Source organism: Bradyrhizobium guangxiense (genome assembly GCF_004114915.1).
Classification (GTDB): Bacteria; Pseudomonadota; Alphaproteobacteria; order Rhizobiales; family Xanthobacteraceae; genus Bradyrhizobium; species Bradyrhizobium guangxiense.
In genome coordinates this window covers 4,985,176-5,003,028 of sequence record NZ_CP022219.1, presented here as the reverse complement: position 1 = coordinate 5,003,028, position 17,853 = coordinate 4,985,176, and the positions used below count along the sequence as shown (strand labels likewise).

The window sequence follows — 17,853 nt, the reverse complement described above, 5'->3', positions numbered from 1 at the left end:
TGGCCTGTCTCTTTTCGGAACATGTCACTGTGGTGGAATCGCCACAGCTGACGCGAAACGGCGGCGGCCGCACGCCTGCTTTTGTTCCGACAAGGTTCTGCCCTCATTGCCCACCGAAAATCCGCCCCAGTTCGGAGGGGCGTACCATGTCTCGCATTGCACGTGCCGAAACTGCCCGGATTTCCCTCGCAGCCCCGTGCCGGCTGCTGCTCGCCATCATCGCCGCCGCCTCGCTGGCCGCCTGCGCGCAATCGCCGGTCGGCCGCCAGAAGGCCGATCTGGCGGCGACCGGCCGGCAGGCCGCCGTCGAGCGGCCGCACAGGGTGGCGGCGCTGCATCCAAGGCCGATCAGCCGGGCGCGCGTCCCCAGCTCCGAGGTCGAGGCCAAGCAGGCCTCTTCGCACGGCCTTGCCAGCTTCTATTCGGACACCGAGACCGCGAGCGGCGAGAAGTTCGACAAGAACGAATTGACCGCGGCGCATCCGAGCCTGCCGTTCGGCACCAAATTGCGCGTCACCGACGTTTCGTCCGGCCGCTTCGTCACCGTCCGGGTCAACGATCGCGGGCCCTATGTTCGCGGACGCGTGGTCGACATCTCGCCTTCCGCGGCCGAGGCGCTCGGCATGGTCGACAAGGGCATCACCAATGTCAGGCTCGACGTCGTACGATGAGTTCGATACATCGCCTTCGCCCGCCGCGTTTAACCGGCTGTTAGCGGCTTCTCAAGCACCATGCTCGTCCGAACAATTTGGGGCTGTTGGGGAGGCGGACGCTTGAAGACGATCCAGTATCTCGAAGATCAGGCCGCGCGCGCCGAGCGGCTCGCCAAACGGATCACGGATACGCTCACGATCGAAAAGCTCCTGACCTTTGCCGACGAGCGCCGCCGCGAGATCGAGGTCATCACCGGCAAGTATCGGCGCGCATAACTTCCGTAAACCATGCTCTGAGCGCATTCGTCCGTCCTGCGAAGCGCGGAACTTCTTCGCCTCTCCTGCGTCATCTGGACACGGAGAGAGAGGAGGACATCATGGGTTTTGGACGAGGTGCTTTGCTTTGGCTGCTTGGCGTGCCGCTGCCGATCGTTTTGCTGCTGGCATTGTTCTGGCACCACTGAGATTAGACACGAAGAGCGCCGCGCAAGCGGCGCTTTTTTGCTGCCTGCGGTGTGAAGCTTATCGACGACGTGGTGTCGTCAGGAATGGCTCTCGACGAAGTCGCTGAGATAGTCCGGCATCGTCACGCCATCGATATCGCAGCGCGCGCGGATCTCGCCGGCGACGTCGGTCGAGATGTCCTTCATCCAATGTTCGAGCGTATTGAACGAAATCACCTTGATGGGATCGTTGAAGCAGCCGGCGACGAGCTCGCCGATCGTGGCCTCGAGATCGCTCCGTTCGATCCGGATCTCGGTTGAATTGTCGCGGCGATCGATCACCACGAACAGGGTCTGGTCTGCGCCATAGGGCACGACGGGAGATGGTACGCCAGCTTCAAGCATCCTCAGGGCACTCGCGACTTGGCTTCCGATCCCCATTAACGGGAAGAACCGGACGAAGGTTCCTGCGCGTTGCTGTGAAGTGCCGTCAGAGAAATTCTCTCAAGCGCGCGAGCTCGATGACGTGCTCAGGTGAGAGGATTTCGGTGACGAGCGGCGGCTGCGCTGCGGTCCGGATCTCATAGAGGTGCCGGGTTGCCGCCGGCTTGTCCATGAACGCCGAGATGCACTCGTCGAGCGTGCCTTCGATGAGCTGATAAGGCTCCCGGTCGGGCTGGCGCTGATTGGCCAGCGACGGCCATTTGTTCAGCACTGCAAGCGCGCCAAAATCGACCTTTGACTCCGTAAACACGTCCCCCATCGCCCCGCCTCATGCAAAAAACGCCCCGGCACGCAGATTTGCGTGCCGGGGGTTACACCTGTCGCTACGTCTCAATGCCACACACGCTGAACGCAGCAGCCGGGAAAAGGTTCCCGGTCGCGGTGTCGTGATCAGCTCGCCGCGGCCGCGATTCTGTGCCCTGGGCTGGCCTGGCCATGGTTGTGCTCGTCACTGCTGCTGACCTCCGGCGGCAGACCGGCGAAGCGCCGCAAGGCTTCAGCCATCTGCACCCGTCCCGGCACGCCCGTGATCACCACGTCAACCATGGTGAAGGAGGAGTGGAAATGGCCGCGCGCGCTGAGCTGCTCGACCGGGACGCCTGCGGCCGACATCGCCTCGGCATAAGCGACGCCTTCGTCGCGCAGGGGATCGAACTCGCAGGTCACCACGAAGGCGGGCGGCAGGCCGGCGACCTTGCCGCGCAGCGGCGAGACGCGCGGATCGGTGCGGTCGGCCGGCGAGCAGTAGAGGTCCCAGAACCAGTACATCAGCGAGCGCGTCAGGAAATAGCCCGTCGCATTGTCGTTATAGGAGGGCCGATCGAAGGTGCAGTCGGTGACCGGACAGATCAGGAGCTGGCCGGCGATCTCGGGCCCGCCGCGGTCGCGCGCGAGCTGGCAGGTGACGGCGGCGACGTTGCCGCCGGCGCTCCAGCCTGCCACCAGCACCGGGCCCGGTCTGCCGCCGAGCTCGGCGGCGTGCTCGGCGATCCAGCGCGTGGCCGCATAGCCGTCCTCGGCCGCGGTCGGGAAGCGATGCTCCGGCGCGTGACGATAGCCGACGCTGACGAACATCATGCCGGTCCGCCGCACCATGTCACGGCAGAACGGCTCGTCCGACTGCTCGTCGCCGAGCACCCAGCCGCCGCCGTGGAAATAGACCACGACCGGATGCGGTCCCGGATTTGCCGGCTTGTAGACGCGGTACGGCAGCGCGCCGCCCGTCACGGGCAGGGTGCCGTCGACGATGTCGCCGATCGGCCGGCCCGCCGGGCGGCCCTTGTTGAACTCGTTCACGAACTCGCGGGCGCCGAGCGCGCCCATCGATTCGATCGGCGGCAGATTGAGCGAGGTGAGCAGGTTCAGCACCAGCCGCACGTCGGGCTGCAGCCGCACCACCTCGCCGTCATTGCATTGCACGGCGCCATTGGGGCCGGTGAGCTTGAAGCCGAGCATACCGCGGCTCACCACCTCGTCGCAGATGCTGCGATAGGGGCCGACGCCGCCGGTATAGGGCATCAGGCCCTGCACCTTGCCGGGCACGTTGGCACCCGTGTACCAGGTGTTGGCAAGCCGGTGCAGCGTCAGCATCGAGCAGTCGGCCATGTGCCTGTTCCAGCCGGCCTGCGCCGTCTCGGTCGGCTCTATCGTGGTGAAGCCGGCATCGCGCAAGCCGGCGAGGCGATCGACCACCCAGTCGACATGCTGCTCGATCGACACCGCCATGTTCGACAGCACCGACGGGCTGCCGGGCCCGGTGATCATGAAGAAGTTCGGGAAGCCCGCGACGGTGAGGCCGAGATAGGTCTGCGGTCCCTGCGCCCAGACATCGGTCAGCGACTTGCCGCCGCGCCCGGTGATCGGATGCACGGCGCGGATCGCGCCGGTCATGGCGTCGAACCCGGTCGCGAACACGATGACGTCGACGTCGAAGCTGCGCTTGCCGGTCGTGATTCCGTTGGCGGTGATCGCCTTGATCGGCTCCTGGCGCAGATTGACCAGCGTGACGTTCGGCCGGTTATAGGTCGCGTAATAATTGGTATCGAGGCAGGGGCGCTTGGCGCCGAAGGGATGGTCGTGCGGCATCAGCGCCGCGGCCGTTTCGGGATCCTTCACGGCCGCCGCGATCTTCTCGCGGATGAGATCGCAGATCAGCTGGTTGCCCTCGACGTCGACCGCCTGGTCGGCCCAGAGCTGGGTGAGGATGTAGACGAGATCGCCTTTGCCCCAGGCTTCCTCGAAGCGCGCGCGGCGCTCGGCATCGCTGAGCTGCCAGCTCACCGCCATCTGCTGCGGATAGGGCACGCCGGCCATCGACTGGCGCGCCTGCTCGCGATAGGCCGCGCGGTCGGACTGCAGCAGGCTCATGCGGTCCGACGGTGCGGGACCGTTATGGGCGGGCAGCGCGAAGTTCGGCGTGCGCTGGAACACGGTCAGATGTGCGGCCTGCTCGGCGATGAGCGGGATCGACTGGATGGCCGACGATCCGGTGCCGATCACGGCGACGCGCTTGCCCGCGAGATTGACGCCGCCATGCGGCCAGCGTCCGGTGAAATAGACCTCGCCGCCGAAATCCTTGACGCCGTCGATCTCCGGCGGCTTCGGCGCCGAGAGACAGCCGGTGGCCATGATGTAGTGATGGCAGGAGACAGGCGGCCCGTGGTCGGTGGTGATGAGCCAGCGCTCGGCCGTCTCGTCCCATCTGGCTTCGGTGACCTTGGTGCCGAAGCGGATGTCGCGCCTGAGGTCGTAGCGGTCGGCGACGAAGCCGAGATAGCGCAGGATCTCCGGCTGGGTCGCGTATTTCTCCGACCAGGTCCAGGCCGTCTCGAGTTCCGGATCGAAGGTGTAGCTGTAGTCGATGGTCTGGATGTCGCAGCGCGCGCCGGGATAGCGGTTCCAGTACCAGGTGCCGCCGACGTCGCCGGCTTCTTCGAGGGCGACTGTCGAAAAGCCGGCCTTGCGCAGGCGATGCAGAAGATAGAGGCCGGCAAACCCGGCGCCGACCACGGCGACGTCGACCTGCTGAGCGGTTCCGCGCTGTTCGGAGGCACGTGTGGCAACCATTGCGTCAGGCATCGCATTTCCTCCCGTATGTTGTTTTGCCTGCAGGCTATCGCTGCAGGTTCAGCTTGTCATCAGAGCAAGTGCAATCTTTGGTGGTTGTTTTGCGGCGGCATCGCGGCGGCGTGAATGTTGCGGCGCTACACGCATCGCGATGCACAATGGCCGTGATTACCCGGGCTAATCATGCTCGATCCCCCTGTGTATGCTTGCGGTTACAAGCCACGCGCAGCGACCAAGTGTGATGCCAGAGTTGAGTGAGCGGACCAAAGCGAACATGGACGTCGTCCTCGAGGAGACGTGCCGGCAATTGCCGCATGGCGGCGATCACGACAGCCGCAGATTCATCGCCGAGCGTCTGATCGAGGCAGCGCAGGCGGGACACTCCACGCTCGGTGAGCTCGGCATCGTCGCACGGCGCGCGCTGGCGGAGCTCATCGGCAAAAGCCGTTAGGCGGCCGCAACACTTGCCTCGCCGACCGTCGCGGGCATAACCTGCAGGGAGCCCGTCCGCGCATCGAGATGTCTCGAAGATGCGTTTCCTGCTTTCGCTTGTTGCTGTTTGCGCGCTGCTCTGTGCCGGCTCGGCCGTGGCTCAGCCGGTCGGACAGTTTCCATTCGCGTTGACGCGTGAAGGACAGATGCTCGGCGCAGTCGAAGGCGAGGTCGCCTCGTTCAAGGGACTGGCCTACGCGGCGCCGCCGGTCGGCGCGCTGCGCTGGCGCCCGCCGCAGCCGACGCCGGAAAGTTCGGAGATGCGCACCGCCTACGAGTACGGCGCGCCGTGCCTTCAGCCGGCGCTGCCCGATGCGGGCGAGGATTGTCTCACGCTGAACGTGTTCCGTCCGTTCGGGGTCGACGGCCCGCTGCCGGTGATGATGTTCATCCATGGCGGCAGCTTCGTCAGCGGCACCGCGAACGATCTTCGCTTCGACGGCGCCAGGCTGGCGCAGGCTGGCCTCATCGTGGTGACCGCCAATTATCGCCTCGGTACATTCGGCTGGCTCTCTTATCCCGCGCTGTCGGAAGGCGGCTCCGGCAATTACGGCCTGATGGACCAGATCGCGGCACTGCATTGGGTTCACGACAACATCGCGGCCTTCGGCGGCGATCCGAACAACGTCACGCTGTTCGGCAGTGGCGCAGGTGCGACGTCGATCGCGCTTCTGATGCTGTCTGCGCAATCGCGCGATCTCTTTCAGAAAGCCATTCTGCAATCGATCCCCGCTCGCGCCCGGCTGCAATCGGCGCAGGAGGCGGACACTGTCGGCCGGCAAGTCGTGGCAGCGCTCGGACCGAAGGTAGACTTGCGCGCTGCCGAGCCGCGACGCTTGCTGGCTGCCGAGAAACATCTGCTGGAGAAATCGCCGCGCAGCTTCGCGCCGATGATGGATGGAAGTCTGGTGACCGAGGATGTCGCGACGGGCTTTGCGGCCGGACATCAAAGCCGCATTCCCCTGATCATCGGCTCGAACGACGACGAGACCGGCTTCGACAGCGAGGCCGATGTCAAGAACGTCGCATCGTCAGGCATCACGGGCGATGAGCTGCGCGAGCTCTATCCCGACCTGCTCAGGCCTTCGGACCTTGCGGCAAGGTTTTATACCGACAAGGTCTTTTCCGAGCCCGCAAGACTGCTGACGCGCCTGCATGCCGCAGGCGGTGCGGCGACCTTTCGCTATCGCTTCGCCTATGTGCCGGAGGCCCGGCGCGCCAATCCCGAAGGCGGACACGGGCGCGAGCTGCAGTTCATTTTCGGTGCGGAGGGCGTGCCCGGGGCGGGCATCTTCTCGCGCGGTGATCGCGAGGTCGCAAGCCGCATGCGGTCCTATTGGATCAACTTCGCCAGGAGCGGTGATCCCAACGGTGCTGATCTGCCGCATTGGGACGCTGCGGCAGGCCGCGACCGCCTGCTGCTGATCACGAACGATCGCATGGCGAGCGGCGACGATCCCGTCGCGGAGCGTCTGGACCGGCTCGCGCGCTAGCGCGATGAAATGGAGTGGATTTAAGCCGCGAGCTCGACGCGGGGGGGCGGGGTCAGTCGGTCTTCCTCCAGATAGTCCATCGCGCCGTCCTTCTCGACGGCGTAGAACTGCTGGCCTTCCCGCGACTTGAAGGCGGCGCGAATGATGCCGCGGCGGCCCTTGTCACTGTTGACGACGTCCCCCCGCGCAAACTTCTTCATCTTACGTCTCACTTGTCTTCAGGCCGACTGCTTCGGCCACGGCTCAGATTTTGGGCGGCAAATCGTTAACGGCTTGCTAACCATCCCGGTTCGCCTATGCTCGCGCCGAGCGCGCGGGCGCTGGCACGCGCATATTGCCGACGAGACGAGTCCCATGACGCGATTTCCGACCCTCTTCCTGTCGCACGGCGGCGGGCCCTGGCCGTTCATGGAGGACAGGCGGGTGCAGTATGCCAGGACCGCCGCGGAGTTCGGCCGCTTGCCGCAGCTGCTCCCCGAAAGGCCGAAGGCCGTGCTCGTCATCACCGGCCACTGGGAGGCCGATGCCTTCACCGTGTCGACCTCGGCGCACCCGCCGATGGTGTATGATTATTACGGTTTCCCCGAGCACACCTACCACCTCAAATATCCGGCGCCCGGCCAGCCCGAGCTTGCGGCGAGGGTGAAGGCGTTGCTCGTCGGCGCGGGCCTCGATTGCCGGGAAGATCCCAATCAGGGTTTCGATCACGGCACCTTCGTGCCGCTCGGGCTGATGTATCCAAACGCCGACATGCCGATCGTGCTGCTCTCGCTGAAGTCTGCTTACGATGCGGCCGAGCATATCAAGGTCGGCCAGGCGATCGCAGCGCTGCGCGACGAGGGCATTCTCATCGTCGGCAGCGGGCTGACCTATCACAACATGCGTGGCTTCAATCGGCCGGAGTCCAAGCCCGTCTCCTACGATTTCGAGGCCTATCTGAACGAGGCGATCAGCAACCCGGATCCCGCTCGCCGCAACGCGATGCTGATTGACTGGGAGAACGCGCCGAGCGCGCGCCTTGCGCATCCGCGCGAGGACCATCTGCTGCCGCTGATGGTGGCCGCCGGCGCCGCCGGCAGCGACGTCGGCAAGCGCGTCTTCGTCGACGAGGTCGCGAGCGTGGCGATGGCCTCGTATGTGTTTGGATGATCTTCTCCCTCGCTCCGCTTGCAGGGAAAGGCGAAGAAAGCCTCACCCGTATTTCAGCTTCATGAACAAAATGCCGCCGGCGAGCACCATGGTGATGGCGTTGGCGGCGACGAGCGGCGCATCGCCGGATAGCAGGCCGTAGATCAGCCAGAGCGCCAGGCCCAGCACCATCACCAGAAACATGCCGAGCGAGATGTCGCCGGTGGAGCGGGTCTTCCACACCTTGATGGCTTGCGGCGCGTAGGCCACGGTGGTGCAGGTGGCGGCGGCAAAGCCGATCAGCTTGATCACGACGGGTTCCATGCCGGCTCTATAGCATGGATTCGGCGAGGATCGTGCTTCCGGGGCCGCGGGCCTGGCCGCCTCAGGCGCGCTCCGTCATCAGGCTGCGATACAGCGCGGCATAGTCGCCGGCGCGGTTGCGCCAGGAGACGTCGGTCGCAAGGCCGTTGCGTTGCAGACGCCGCCAGGTCTGCTTGTCGTGGAAGGCGGTGTTGGCCTTGCGCAGCGTGCCGGCGAGGGCCTCCGCCGTCACAGGCGCGAACTTGAAACCGGTGGCATCGCGGCCGGATGCGTCGGCCTCGCCGATATCGACGATAGTGTCCTCGAGCCCGCCGACGCGCGAGACGATCGGGACCGCGCCATAGCGCAGCGCGCAGAGCTGGGTCAGGCCGCATGGCTCGAAACGCGAGGGCACGATCAGCGCGTCCGATCCGGCCTGGAGCAGGTGCGCCAGGATTTCGTCATAGCCGATCACGACGCCGATCCGGCCGGGATTGGCGCGGGCCGCAGCCTGATAGCGGTCCTGGAGATCGCGGTCGCCGCTGCCGAGCAGCGCGAGCTGCATGCCTTCGCCCAAGATAGTCGGAATGGTCTCGAGCAGGAGATCGAGCCCCTTCTGCCACGACAGCCGGCTGATGACGCCGAGCAGCGGTGCCTCGTCCGAGGAATCGAGATTGAATTGCTGCTGCAGCACCGCCTTGTTGGCGGCCCGGAACGTGAGCTCGTCGGCGCCGTAACGGTAGGCGATGTGCGGATCTGCTTGCGGATTCCACACCGAGATGTCGATGCCGTTGAGGATGCCGCTCAGCACATGCGCGCGTTCGCGCAAGAGACCGCCGAGCCCCATGCCGCCTTCGTCGCTCTGGATCTCCCGCGCGTAGGTCGGCGACACCGTGGTGATGCGGTCGGCGAATTGCAGGCCGGCCTTCAGGAAGCTGATGCCGCCGAAATATTCGAGGCCATGAACGTTGAACGAGCCCCAGGGCAGGCCGATCGACCCGATCAGCTCACGTGCGAACTTGCCCTGATAGGCCATGTTGTGGATGGTCATCACGGTGGCCGGCCGCGGGCGATTGTCATAGTGCAGATAGGCCGGCGCGAGCCCGGCCTGCCAGTCATGGGCGTGCACGACATCCGGCACGAACGCGGGCACGAGGCCGTGGCCGATATCGGCGGCGACGCGCGACAGCGCCGCGAAGCGCAGGCCATTGTCCGGCCAGTCGACGCCATCAGGGGTGACATAGGGATTGCCCGGCCGCGCATAGAGATGCGGCACGTCGAGCACGAACAGGTCGAGCCCGTCGTAGGAGCCTGCGAGCAGCCGGCCAGGTCCGCCGAAATAGTTCGGCCAGCGCCAGATTTCCTGCGTGCCGGCGACAATCCGCATCACGTCGGGATAACCCGGCATCAAGGTGCGCATCTCGACGTCGTGTGCCTTCAACGCGACCGGCAGCGCACCGGCGACATCGGCGAGGCCGCCGGTCTTGACGATGGGATAGACTTCGGAAGCGACCGCGAGGACGCGAACAGGCGTCATGTATTGAGCCTGTCGAGCATCGGCTGGGTGATGAGCGAGATGCCCTGCTCGGTGGTGCGAAAGCGCTGGGCATCATGCTGCGGGTCCTCGCCGACGACGAGCCCTTCCGGAATCTCGACGCCGCGATCGATCACGACGTTCTTCAGCCGCGCACCGCGGCCGACATTCACATAGGGCATGATCACGGCGTTCTCGACATTGGCGTAGGAATTGACGCGCACGCCGGTGAACAGCAGCGAGCGGCGCAGCGAGGCGCCAGAGATGATGCAGCCGCCGGAGACCAGCGAGCTCACGGCCTGGCCGCGCCGGCTTTCCTCGTCATGGACGAATTTGGCCGGCGGCGTGATCTCCGCATAGGACCAGATCGGCCAGGCGCGGTCGAACAGATCGAGCTCCGGCACGACGTCGGTGAGATCGATGTTGGCGGACCAGTAAGCGTCGACGGTGCCGACATCGCGCCAATAGGCGCCGTTGTTGCTGCTGGAGCGCACGCAGGACGTCGAGAACTGGTGCGCGATGGCGCGGCCGTTCTTGACGAGATAGGGAATGATGTCCCTGCCGAAATCGTGGTTGGAGTTCGGGTCCTCGGCGTCGCGCTTCAGCTGGTCGAACAGGAGTTTGGCGTTGAACACGTAGATGCCCATGCTGGCGAGCGAAACGTCCGGCTTGCCCGGCATCGGTGGCGGATCTTTCGGCTTCTCCAGAAACTCCTGAATCCAGCCGTTCTCGTCGATATGCATGATGCCGAACCCCGAGGATTCCGCGCGCGGCATCTCAAGGCAGCCGACCGTGACGTCGGCGCCGCTCTCGACGTGCTGACGCAGCATCACCTCGTAGTCCATTTTATAGATGTGGTCGCCGGCCAGCACCACGATGAAGCGGCAGGCGTGGGATTCGATGATGTCGATGTTCTGGTAGACCGCGTCCGCCGTGCCGACATACCACATATTCTCCGACACGCGCTGGCTCGCGGGGAGGATGTCGAAGCTCTCGTTGCGTTCGGGACGGAAGAAGTTCCAGCCCATCTGAAGATGCCGGATCAGGCTGTGCGCCTTGTACTGGGTCGCCACCGCGATGCGGCGGATGCCCGAATTGACGGCGTTCGACAGCGCGAAATCGATGATGCGGGACTTGCCGCCGAAATAAACGGCAGGCTTGGCACGCCGATCCGTCAGCTCCAGGAGCCGGCTGCCGCGACCTCCGGCCAGGACGAATGCCAGCGCCTGACGGGCGAGCGGCTCATTACCGACGGCACTCATATTATCCTCCCACTCACGCCCGGCGCAGACCGAGGCCATTTGTCGCGAGAAGCCCCGCGCCCTTGGAACCGATAGTAACGGTACGCATAGTAAATCGTGAAGTAGGTTGTTGGTTGCGAACGCGGGAAGCTTAATGCTTTGCCCCTGCCGCCGGGCTCCGGAATCGCACCGCGGTTACGCGGGGCCGAGCGGGCGCGTCGGCCCGACCCGTGCGTCGGGGACCGTCTCGCGACGAGGCAGAAAACGAGGCGTGAAGGAGAGTTGTGCGCCGCACGCAAATCCGGCTTCGAAAGTCCGGACTTTGACTTGGCGCAAGGATGCCCGATCATGACGCTGCGATCCTTTTCCAAGCGAAACGTCAGACAGGAGTTGAGACGATGAGGATCTGGAAAACGGCAATTGCCTGTTCGCTCGCCGGCATGGTCGTTGCCGGCCAAATTCAGCAGGCGGCGGCGGCGCCTCTGCCGACCAACGTCGCGACCATGAAGGCCGCGGTCGGCGACGACGTCACGCAGGTGCATTGGCGCGGTGGCGGCTGGGGCTGGGGCCTCGGCGGTCTTGCGGCCGGCATGATCATCGGTGGCGCCATCGCCAGCGGCGCGCCGTACGGCTATGGCTATTACGGCGGCCCCTATTATGGCGGCTATGGCTATCCCGGCTACGGCTACGGCTATGCCCCGGCCTATTACGGCGGCTATGGATATGCCCCGGCCTATGCCTATCCCCGCTATTATCGGCCCTATCGTCCGTATTACAGCTATGGCTACTACCGGCCGTACCGGGTCTATCACCGACACTATTATCGCCGATATTGGTGATCGCACGCGCAGGCAGGCACCCCGATCAAGCGGGGTGCCGGCCGTGCGAGAGCGTTCCGATATTTGCGCTGCTCGCGGAGCGCTGAAAGCAGGCGGCCGGGCCTCCAGGCGCGCGGCGAGAGTCCCGATCCGGCGCGCTGATATGGACATACGCGGTTGCGAAAATCCCGATGCAGATCGCGGCGATGACCGCGATCTCGATGCACCATTCGAGCGGTCCCGAGTTCATGGCAGCGCGATGACGTTGGTGAGGTCGGCCCCGGACAGGCTGGGGCCGGCGCACGCAAGATAGATGGCAACGAGGAAAACGCGGCTGAGGACGGTGACGCTCAATATGACCCTGACGTCGTAACGGCGTACGGCGACGGCGACGGCGAGAGGCGAAATCGCCTGGGGCCTCAAAATGCTCATAGCCAACTCCCTGCCAAAATTCGGGCATCAACTGCCCGCCGATTGAAATGGCGGCACGATGAAAAGGCGGTCCGGCGCCTTGCCGGCGCCTCTGAAATGAACAGGGCGATGCTAGGGCCGGCGCAGGGCGCAGGTCTTTAGGGCGTCCTTACATTTGGCTGAGCTTTCCCTTAAGATCGGGCAGTATCCGGAGGTGGAAGCTGTGCGTAGAGACGCGCTTGCCTTTGGTGAATTCCGGCTCGATCGGGCCAACGCGCTGTTGTGGCGAGGAGCGGAGCGGATCGCGCTGCCGCCGAAGCCGTTCGAGGTTCTCTGCTGTCTGGTCGATCGTCCCGGCGAGCTCGTCACCAAGGACGAGTTGCTCGACGCGGTCTGGTCCGAGCTTCACGTCAGTGAGTCCAGCCTCGCCGTCGCCGTCAACGCGCTCCGCGCGGCACTCGGTGACGACAGGCAGTCCCCCAACTATATCGAGACGGTCCCACGGCGCGGCTATCGTTTCATTGCGGCGGTCGCGACCGCCGAACCGCCTGCGATCGCGCGGGCGGCTGACGTGGAGGGGGCTTCCGCCACGGAGCAGGCTATCGATCGACGCCGGCAATGGAGGGTGGGGCGCACCGGGGCGCTCGAGATGCTGGACAAGGCACTGCAACTCGCGCGTGCCGGACAGCGCCAGATCGTCTTCATCACCGGCGAGGCGGGGATCGGCAAGACCACCCTCTTGCAAATGACCCTCGACCGGATGAACCAGCAGGGGCTGGGCGTGCTGCACTGTGGCTGCAACGAATTGTTCGGCACCCATGAGGCCTTTCTTCCGCTGATCGGAGCGCTGAACGAGTGTTGCCGTCGAACCGATGGAGCATCGCTGCTGGCTTCCATACGCGAGCACGCGCCGACCTGGCTCGCGCAAATGCCCGGCTTCCTCGGCGAAGCAGACCGGGCGGCATTCCAGCATGAGGTCTTTGGCGCAACCCGCGAGCGCATGCTGCGTGAATTTGCCGATCTCATGGAACGTCTCGCCGCCCGGCGACCATGGGTGATCGTGCTGGAAGACCTGCACTGGAGCGACTTTGCCACCGTGGATGTGCTCTCGCGCCTTGCGCGCCGGGATGGGAAGGCGGCCATCCTCGTGTTGGCCACCTATCGGCCCATGGAAGTCGCGGTCGGCGGACATCCCGTTCGCGCGGTTCACCAGGATCTGCGGATTCACGGATACGCCACCGAGCTCGCGCTCGACCGACTGACCGATATCGACGTCGAACGCTATCTGTCCCTGCGCTTCAACTCCGCCGATTTCGCCAAGAAGCTGGTCGAACGCATCTTCGCGCGAACCGGCGGACAGCCCTTGTTCGTGACCTCACTCATCGACCATCTCGTGGCGCAGGGCGCGCTCGTGGAGAGCGACGCAGGCTGGCAGCTGGTCCGCGAAGACGCGGCCTCGCAAGACAGCATGCCGCGCGACCTGGAAGGAATGATCAGGCAGCAGATCGATCACCTCACTGCGGACGAACGCAGCCTGCTCGAGGTCGCAAGTGCGGCGGGCGCGGAGGTTTCCGCGCTCCATATCGCAGGCGCCCTCGACCGCTCCGTGCTGGATGTCGAGCAGATGTGCGAGGACCTGGCGCGAACCGATCGCATCCTCCTCGTCGACGGCATGACGGAGTGGCCGAGCGGAGACGTCTCCGGGCGTTATGCGTTCCAGCACGCGCTCTACCAGGAGATCCTGTACCAGCGGCTTGCGCCCGCGCGCCGCGCAAAAACCCATGCGCTGCTCGGAGCCGGGCTCGAGCAGGGATACGGGCTGCAGGCTCGGGAGATCGCCCCCGTGCTCGCCCGCCACTTCGAACTGGGCCGCGATTTCCCGAAGGCAATGCACTATCTGGGCGCTGCCGCCGAGGGCTCGGCGCGGCGGTTCAGCACGCGCGAGGCGGCGAGCTATCTATCCCGTGCCTTGGATCTGGTGCCGCATTTGCCGCCGGAGTTTCGGGTGGCGGCACGTCTGAAGTTGCTGCTTCAGCGCGCCTGGGCCTGGCGGGCCAGCGGAGATTTCCTGAATTCGCTGCAGGATCTCAACGCGGTCGTCGCGCATGCGGCGGAGAACGGGCACGAGCGCGAAGAGGTGAACGCACTGGTCGACCTCAGCCGGTTTTGTCTTTACGTCGATCGACGCCAGAGCCTGCCTATTGCCGAACAGGCCCTCGTGAAGAGCCGTGCGATCGACGACGCCGCGTTCAGCGCGCTGGTCCAGGGGAACGTTGCCAATTTGAAGCTGATGCTCTGCGGCTGGGACCGCGAGAATGCCTCCCTTTCCGAGCAGGCCTCAGCACTGATCACCGGAGAGCAGGACCTGAGCATGCGGTTGCGACGCTGCTCGATGGAGATGGTGCTGGAGTTCCTCCGCGCGAATTATCCGGCCTGCTGCGATGCGACGACCAGGGGCAAGGACCTCGCCCGCGCGGTCGGCGACGTCTATCTGTTCGTGCTCTATGAAGCCGTCGAGGCCTTTGCGCAGATCTATCTCGGCGAATGGGGGCGGGCGAAAAGAAACGTCGCCTCCGCGTTGGCCATCTCGGAGCGGAATGCAAATCCACAGGCCGTCGCGCTGTGTCAGCTCACCATTGGATGGCTGTATTCCGAGGCCGGGGAATACGGGAGCGCGGCGCGGCGTGCTGAGGACGCGCTCGGTGGGATGATCGAGGCCAATCCGTTCACCTTCTTCGTCGGCAGGAATTTGCTGGCGCGAGCCTATGTCAGGATGGGCGACCTGGCGCGGACGCGGCAGCATCTCGACGCGATGGAGCGGCGAATGGAGGTCGATCGCGTGCCGATGGAATCGCTGGTCATCCCCCATTATCTCCTGACTTGCTGCGACTATTGGATCGCGATCGGCGATCTGGATCGCGCCCGGAGTTCCGCCAGCCAGTTTCTTGCAGTGACGAGCGCGGCACCCGACCTCCCGTTTCTCGCGCTGTGCCACGAGGTCATGGCAAGAATTGCGATCCTGCAGCAGGATGCGCAACTCGCCGGGGAGCATTTGGCGGCGGCGGTTTCGATCGTCCGTCATGCCAGGCTGCCGCATGCAGCCTGGCAGGTCTACCGCACGGTCGCGGTGCTTTATGGGAGCCTCGGACATGCGCAAAGGGCTGCGAAATGGCGGGACCGCTCCCGCCGAGTGATCGCATCGCTGGCAGAGACGCTCGATCCGGGCGATCCGCTGCGGTCGGCGACCTTTTTCGACGCCGGCTGGGACACCGGCGCGAGATAATGACCGGTCAATCCGGCAGATCCGAGATCTGTCGCGGCTCTCCGGGGTGCTGTTTGAAGATGTATTGATTCTGCTGCTGCCGAAGCGTGCGGGAGGCACGGTAGGCATCCCTGCGCAACCGCATGATCGAGCCGAGCGGCTGATGCGCAGCGAGGCATCGCCATGGATCGAACGACAGCACCTCGTCGGAATAGACGCGACGGGCGGGACTGTCGGCGGTCTGGCGCGGAAGCGTGATCTTGCCGAGGGCTTGCGGCGGCGCGACGTCCTCGGGCCAGTCGATCGAGGCGTCTTCGATCGGCGTACGCTCCAGGTCGGTGCAGAGCTGGGCGAACAGTTCGTACTCGGCCGCATTGTCTCTGAAGAAGGTAACGACGGCGTCCCGCACGGCATGATCGGCGTCGTGGCACGGCTGGCCGGTTAGCCGGCGGACCGAGGCCGACATCGGCACCAGCCGAAGCCTTGCAATGTAGTCGCCGAACCGCAGCGCTCCCTCGGTGTGAAAGGTTTCTCCGAGAATATTGCTGCCGGCATCACCGAGCGCTTTCAGGACGATCGGGATCGGAATGCCTGTTCTGTCCGACGCGGCGACCAGGACGCGTGCGACAAAGCCGATGGGCGCGTACGCCAGGTCCGGCAGGATCAGGCTGCGCTCGACCTTGTGCTGCGCGTGCATATAGCTCATCGCATCCGCGAAATAGCTGGGATGATTGACGAGAAGGAGATCCTGGTTCGTCGAATCATCGTCGCCGAGCGCCTTGGGTCCAGTCACGCCCAGGACCTTGATGGCAAATCCGCGCGGCGAACGTACGCGGTCGCTCCTGTCGAATGCGGTGGAGAGCCGGACGATGATCGGGAAACGGCCGGGCTGTTTGAACAGGCCCTGCCGCAGATGATCCTGCAGATCGTCGTAGACGATCAGCTCGCCGCGGAGATAACCGGCGCCCTTGGCGTGCTGCTGCCGGGTGCCGTGCCCGTCCTTCGCGAAGCTGCGGGCGCTCGTCCGTGAGATCGAGGCGACGATCGCCTCGACGGCCTCCGCTTCCTCCGGCCGGATTTGTTCGACGGACGGGTCATAGCGAAGATACTGACCGGCTGACATGGCGCTGATCTCCAGCCCTCGCGTCGCCTTCCCATTGCAAGCATCGACGGCCGCAGGGCGGTTTGCAATGTAGACCCGTCCGGTCGGGATCGGCAATCTGAGAGCGAACTGCGGTTGCCTGCACAAGCCGCGGAATGAGGCATCCCGTTACCGACGAGATCGCAGAGTCGATGCTAGGCCAATGGCGTTCGCAAGTCCTTATGGGCGCCTTATGTTGTCCTGATCTTTCCCTTAAGTCCGCGCGGACGTCGCGGCCCGGGCCGGCAAGCGGCGACCCTGCTTGCGTCTATAGCGAGAGCCAGACGATCAGGCTCATGCAGGCGAGCTGCATGAGCACGATCCCGGCGAGATGCAGTGGGCCGGCTTCGAGGCGAAACTTGCGCATCCCGCCGCGCCTCAGCGCTAGTTCGACCCCGTCGCCGCGGCCGTGAAGCTGCGGTCGACGGCTCTGCTGACGTCGAGCTTTTTCGGCAGGATACCGTAGCGGGTCGAGCGGTCGGAGGCGTCCTGCACCTCCTTGACCACGTGCTCGTCGATCACGATCGGGCTGGTGCGCTGTGCGGTGTAGGCCGACAGCAACACGTCTTCCGGCAGCCTGGTCAGTTCGGCCGTGTTCCTGGCGTACTCGGCAACATGATCCAGCGACCATAGCCGAGCCTTGTTCAGCCGATGCACCAGATCCTGCACCGCCGCGCGCTTGGTGGCGATGGCGTTGTCGGAGGCGACGATGAAGGTGATGGTCGGCGTCAGGCCCTCGCCGTCGGCGATCACGCGGGCCTTGTCCTTCAGCGTGGCGAACGACACGTAGGGCTCCCACACGGCCCAGGCGTCGATCGAGCCCGCGACCAGCGCGATCTTGGCGTCGACCGGGCCGAGCGGAGCGAAGGTCGCATCCTCCAGCTTGATCTGCGCCTTCTCCAGCGTCGCATCGATCAGGAACTGGCCCCAGCCGCCGCGCGTGCCGGCGAGGCGCTTTCCCTTGAGGTCGGCGGCCGATTTGATCGGCGAATCCTGGCGCACCAGAATCGCCTGCGTCTTCGCATCCGAGCGCGTGCCGCCGATCGCCTTGATCGGCGCGCCTGCCGCATAGACCGAGAGGAAGGAGAGGTCGCCGGTGTAGCCGACATCGAGCGCGCCGGCGTTGAGCGCTTCCAGGATCGGTGCAGCCGCAGGGAATTCCGACCATTCGATAGTAGGGCAGGTCCTTCGCATAGCCGGAGATTTCGAGCAGCGAGCGGTTGCCGCCCTTCTGGTCGCCGACGCGCAGCACGACGGTGTCGGCCGCAAGCGATGCCGCAGCGGTCGATAGCGTAATGGCGGCGGCGAGCAGCGATGCCGCGAGCCGGCGCGTGATGGAATGGTCGTGGGAGTTGATGCTCATG

Annotated in this window: 16 protein-coding genes and 1 pseudogene; 7 read left to right on the top strand and 10 right to left on the bottom strand. The window is 65.1% G+C overall.

Annotated elements, in window-relative coordinates:
* Window positions 1–146: 146 nt before the first annotated feature.
* Both X268_RS23950 and X268_RS39630 read left to right on the top strand, forming a co-directional pair.
* Window positions 147–671: a septal ring lytic transglycosylase RlpA family protein gene (locus X268_RS23950; RefSeq protein ID WP_128927206.1), complete on the top strand. Its 525-nt coding sequence runs from the start codon at window positions 147–149 to the stop codon at window positions 669–671.
* A gap of 102 nt (window positions 672–773) precedes the next feature.
* Window positions 774–929 (top strand): hypothetical protein, encoded by a 156-nt coding sequence (locus X268_RS39630; protein ID WP_164938179.1) that lies wholly within the window; start codon window positions 774–776, stop codon window positions 927–929.
* Between the two features lie 266 nt (window positions 930–1,195).
* Here the strand turns inward: X268_RS39630 and X268_RS39625 are convergent, their stop codons facing one another.
* The 3 genes from X268_RS39625 to X268_RS23935 form a co-directional block, all read right to left on the bottom strand.
* Window positions 1,196–1,501 (bottom strand): hypothetical protein, encoded by a 306-nt coding sequence (locus X268_RS39625; protein ID WP_164937891.1) that lies wholly within the window; start codon window positions 1,499–1,501, stop codon window positions 1,196–1,198.
* Window positions 1,502–1,586: 85 nt separating this feature from the next.
* Window positions 1,587–1,859, bottom strand: coding sequence for a hypothetical protein (locus X268_RS23940; protein ID WP_128927205.1), 273 nt, complete (start codon window positions 1,857–1,859; stop codon window positions 1,587–1,589).
* 131 nt (window positions 1,860–1,990) lie between these two features.
* A complete protein-coding gene (locus X268_RS23935) occupies window positions 1,991–4,678 on the bottom strand; it encodes a flavin-containing monooxygenase (protein ID WP_128927204.1) in 2,688 nt (895 codons plus the stop codon).
* A gap of 190 nt (window positions 4,679–4,868) precedes the next feature.
* Here X268_RS23935 and X268_RS23930 point away from each other — a divergent pair, with 190 nt between their 5' ends.
* Both X268_RS23930 and X268_RS23925 read left to right on the top strand, forming a co-directional pair.
* Entirely contained in the window at window positions 4,869–5,117 is a 249-nt protein-coding gene (locus tag X268_RS23930) for a hypothetical protein (protein WP_128927203.1), read from the top strand.
* Between the two features lie 79 nt (window positions 5,118–5,196).
* Window positions 5,197–6,651, top strand: coding sequence for a carboxylesterase/lipase family protein (locus X268_RS23925; protein ID WP_128927202.1), 1,455 nt, complete (start codon window positions 5,197–5,199; stop codon window positions 6,649–6,651).
* A gap of 20 nt (window positions 6,652–6,671) precedes the next feature.
* Here the strand turns inward: X268_RS23925 and X268_RS23920 are convergent, their stop codons facing one another.
* Window positions 6,672–6,851: a hypothetical protein gene (locus tag X268_RS23920; protein ID WP_128927201.1), complete on the bottom strand. Its 180-nt coding sequence runs from the start codon at window positions 6,849–6,851 to the stop codon at window positions 6,672–6,674.
* 154 nt (window positions 6,852–7,005) lie between these two features.
* Here X268_RS23920 and X268_RS23915 point away from each other — a divergent pair, with 154 nt between their 5' ends.
* Window positions 7,006–7,800 carry a DODA-type extradiol aromatic ring-opening family dioxygenase gene (locus X268_RS23915; protein ID WP_128927200.1) on the top strand — a complete coding sequence of 265 codons (795 nt, stop codon included), beginning with the start codon at window positions 7,006–7,008 and terminating at the stop codon, window positions 7,798–7,800.
* Window positions 7,801–7,842: 42 nt separating this feature from the next.
* Here X268_RS23915 and X268_RS23910 read toward each other — a convergent pair whose 3' ends face one another.
* From X268_RS23910 to glgC, 3 genes are all read right to left on the bottom strand, one after another.
* Window positions 7,843–8,103, bottom strand: a complete 261-nt coding sequence (locus X268_RS23910; RefSeq protein WP_128927199.1) for a SemiSWEET transporter — start codon at window positions 8,101–8,103, stop codon at window positions 7,843–7,845.
* Between the two features lie 61 nt (window positions 8,104–8,164).
* Window positions 8,165–9,619, bottom strand: a complete 1,455-nt coding sequence (glgA, locus tag X268_RS23905; RefSeq protein ID WP_128927198.1) for a glycogen synthase GlgA — start codon at window positions 9,617–9,619, stop codon at window positions 8,165–8,167.
* Complete coding sequence (gene glgC, locus X268_RS23900; protein WP_128927197.1) at window positions 9,616–10,878, bottom strand: glucose-1-phosphate adenylyltransferase; 1,263 nt, start codon at window positions 10,876–10,878, stop codon at window positions 9,616–9,618. The genes glgA and glgC overlap by 4 nt, the downstream gene beginning before the upstream one ends.
* 377 nt (window positions 10,879–11,255) lie before the next feature.
* Between glgC and X268_RS23895 the strand changes: the two genes are divergently transcribed.
* Window positions 11,256–11,696: a hypothetical protein gene (locus X268_RS23895; protein ID WP_128927196.1), complete on the top strand. Its 441-nt coding sequence runs from the start codon at window positions 11,256–11,258 to the stop codon at window positions 11,694–11,696.
* A gap of 225 nt (window positions 11,697–11,921) precedes the next feature.
* On the opposite strand, the gene X268_RS23885 is transcribed toward X268_RS23895, so the two are convergent.
* Window positions 11,922–12,107: a hypothetical protein gene (locus X268_RS23885; protein ID WP_128927194.1), complete on the bottom strand. Its 186-nt coding sequence runs from the start codon at window positions 12,105–12,107 to the stop codon at window positions 11,922–11,924.
* A gap of 193 nt (window positions 12,108–12,300) precedes the next feature.
* Here X268_RS23885 and X268_RS23880 point away from each other — a divergent pair, with 193 nt between their 5' ends.
* Window positions 12,301–15,369, top strand: a complete 3,069-nt coding sequence (locus X268_RS23880; protein ID WP_245477972.1) for an ATP-binding protein — start codon at window positions 12,301–12,303, stop codon at window positions 15,367–15,369.
* Window positions 15,370–15,376: 7 nt separating this feature from the next.
* Here the strand turns inward: X268_RS23880 and X268_RS23875 are convergent, their stop codons facing one another.
* On the bottom strand, window positions 15,377–16,471 hold the full coding sequence (locus X268_RS23875) for a catalase family protein (RefSeq protein ID WP_128927192.1): 1,095 nt from the start codon (window positions 16,469–16,471) through the stop codon (window positions 15,377–15,379).
* 402 nt (window positions 16,472–16,873) lie between these two features.
* Window positions 16,874–17,852 (bottom strand): annotated as a pseudogene (locus X268_RS23870) (ABC transporter substrate-binding protein).
* Window position 17,853: the final 1 nt, after the last annotated feature.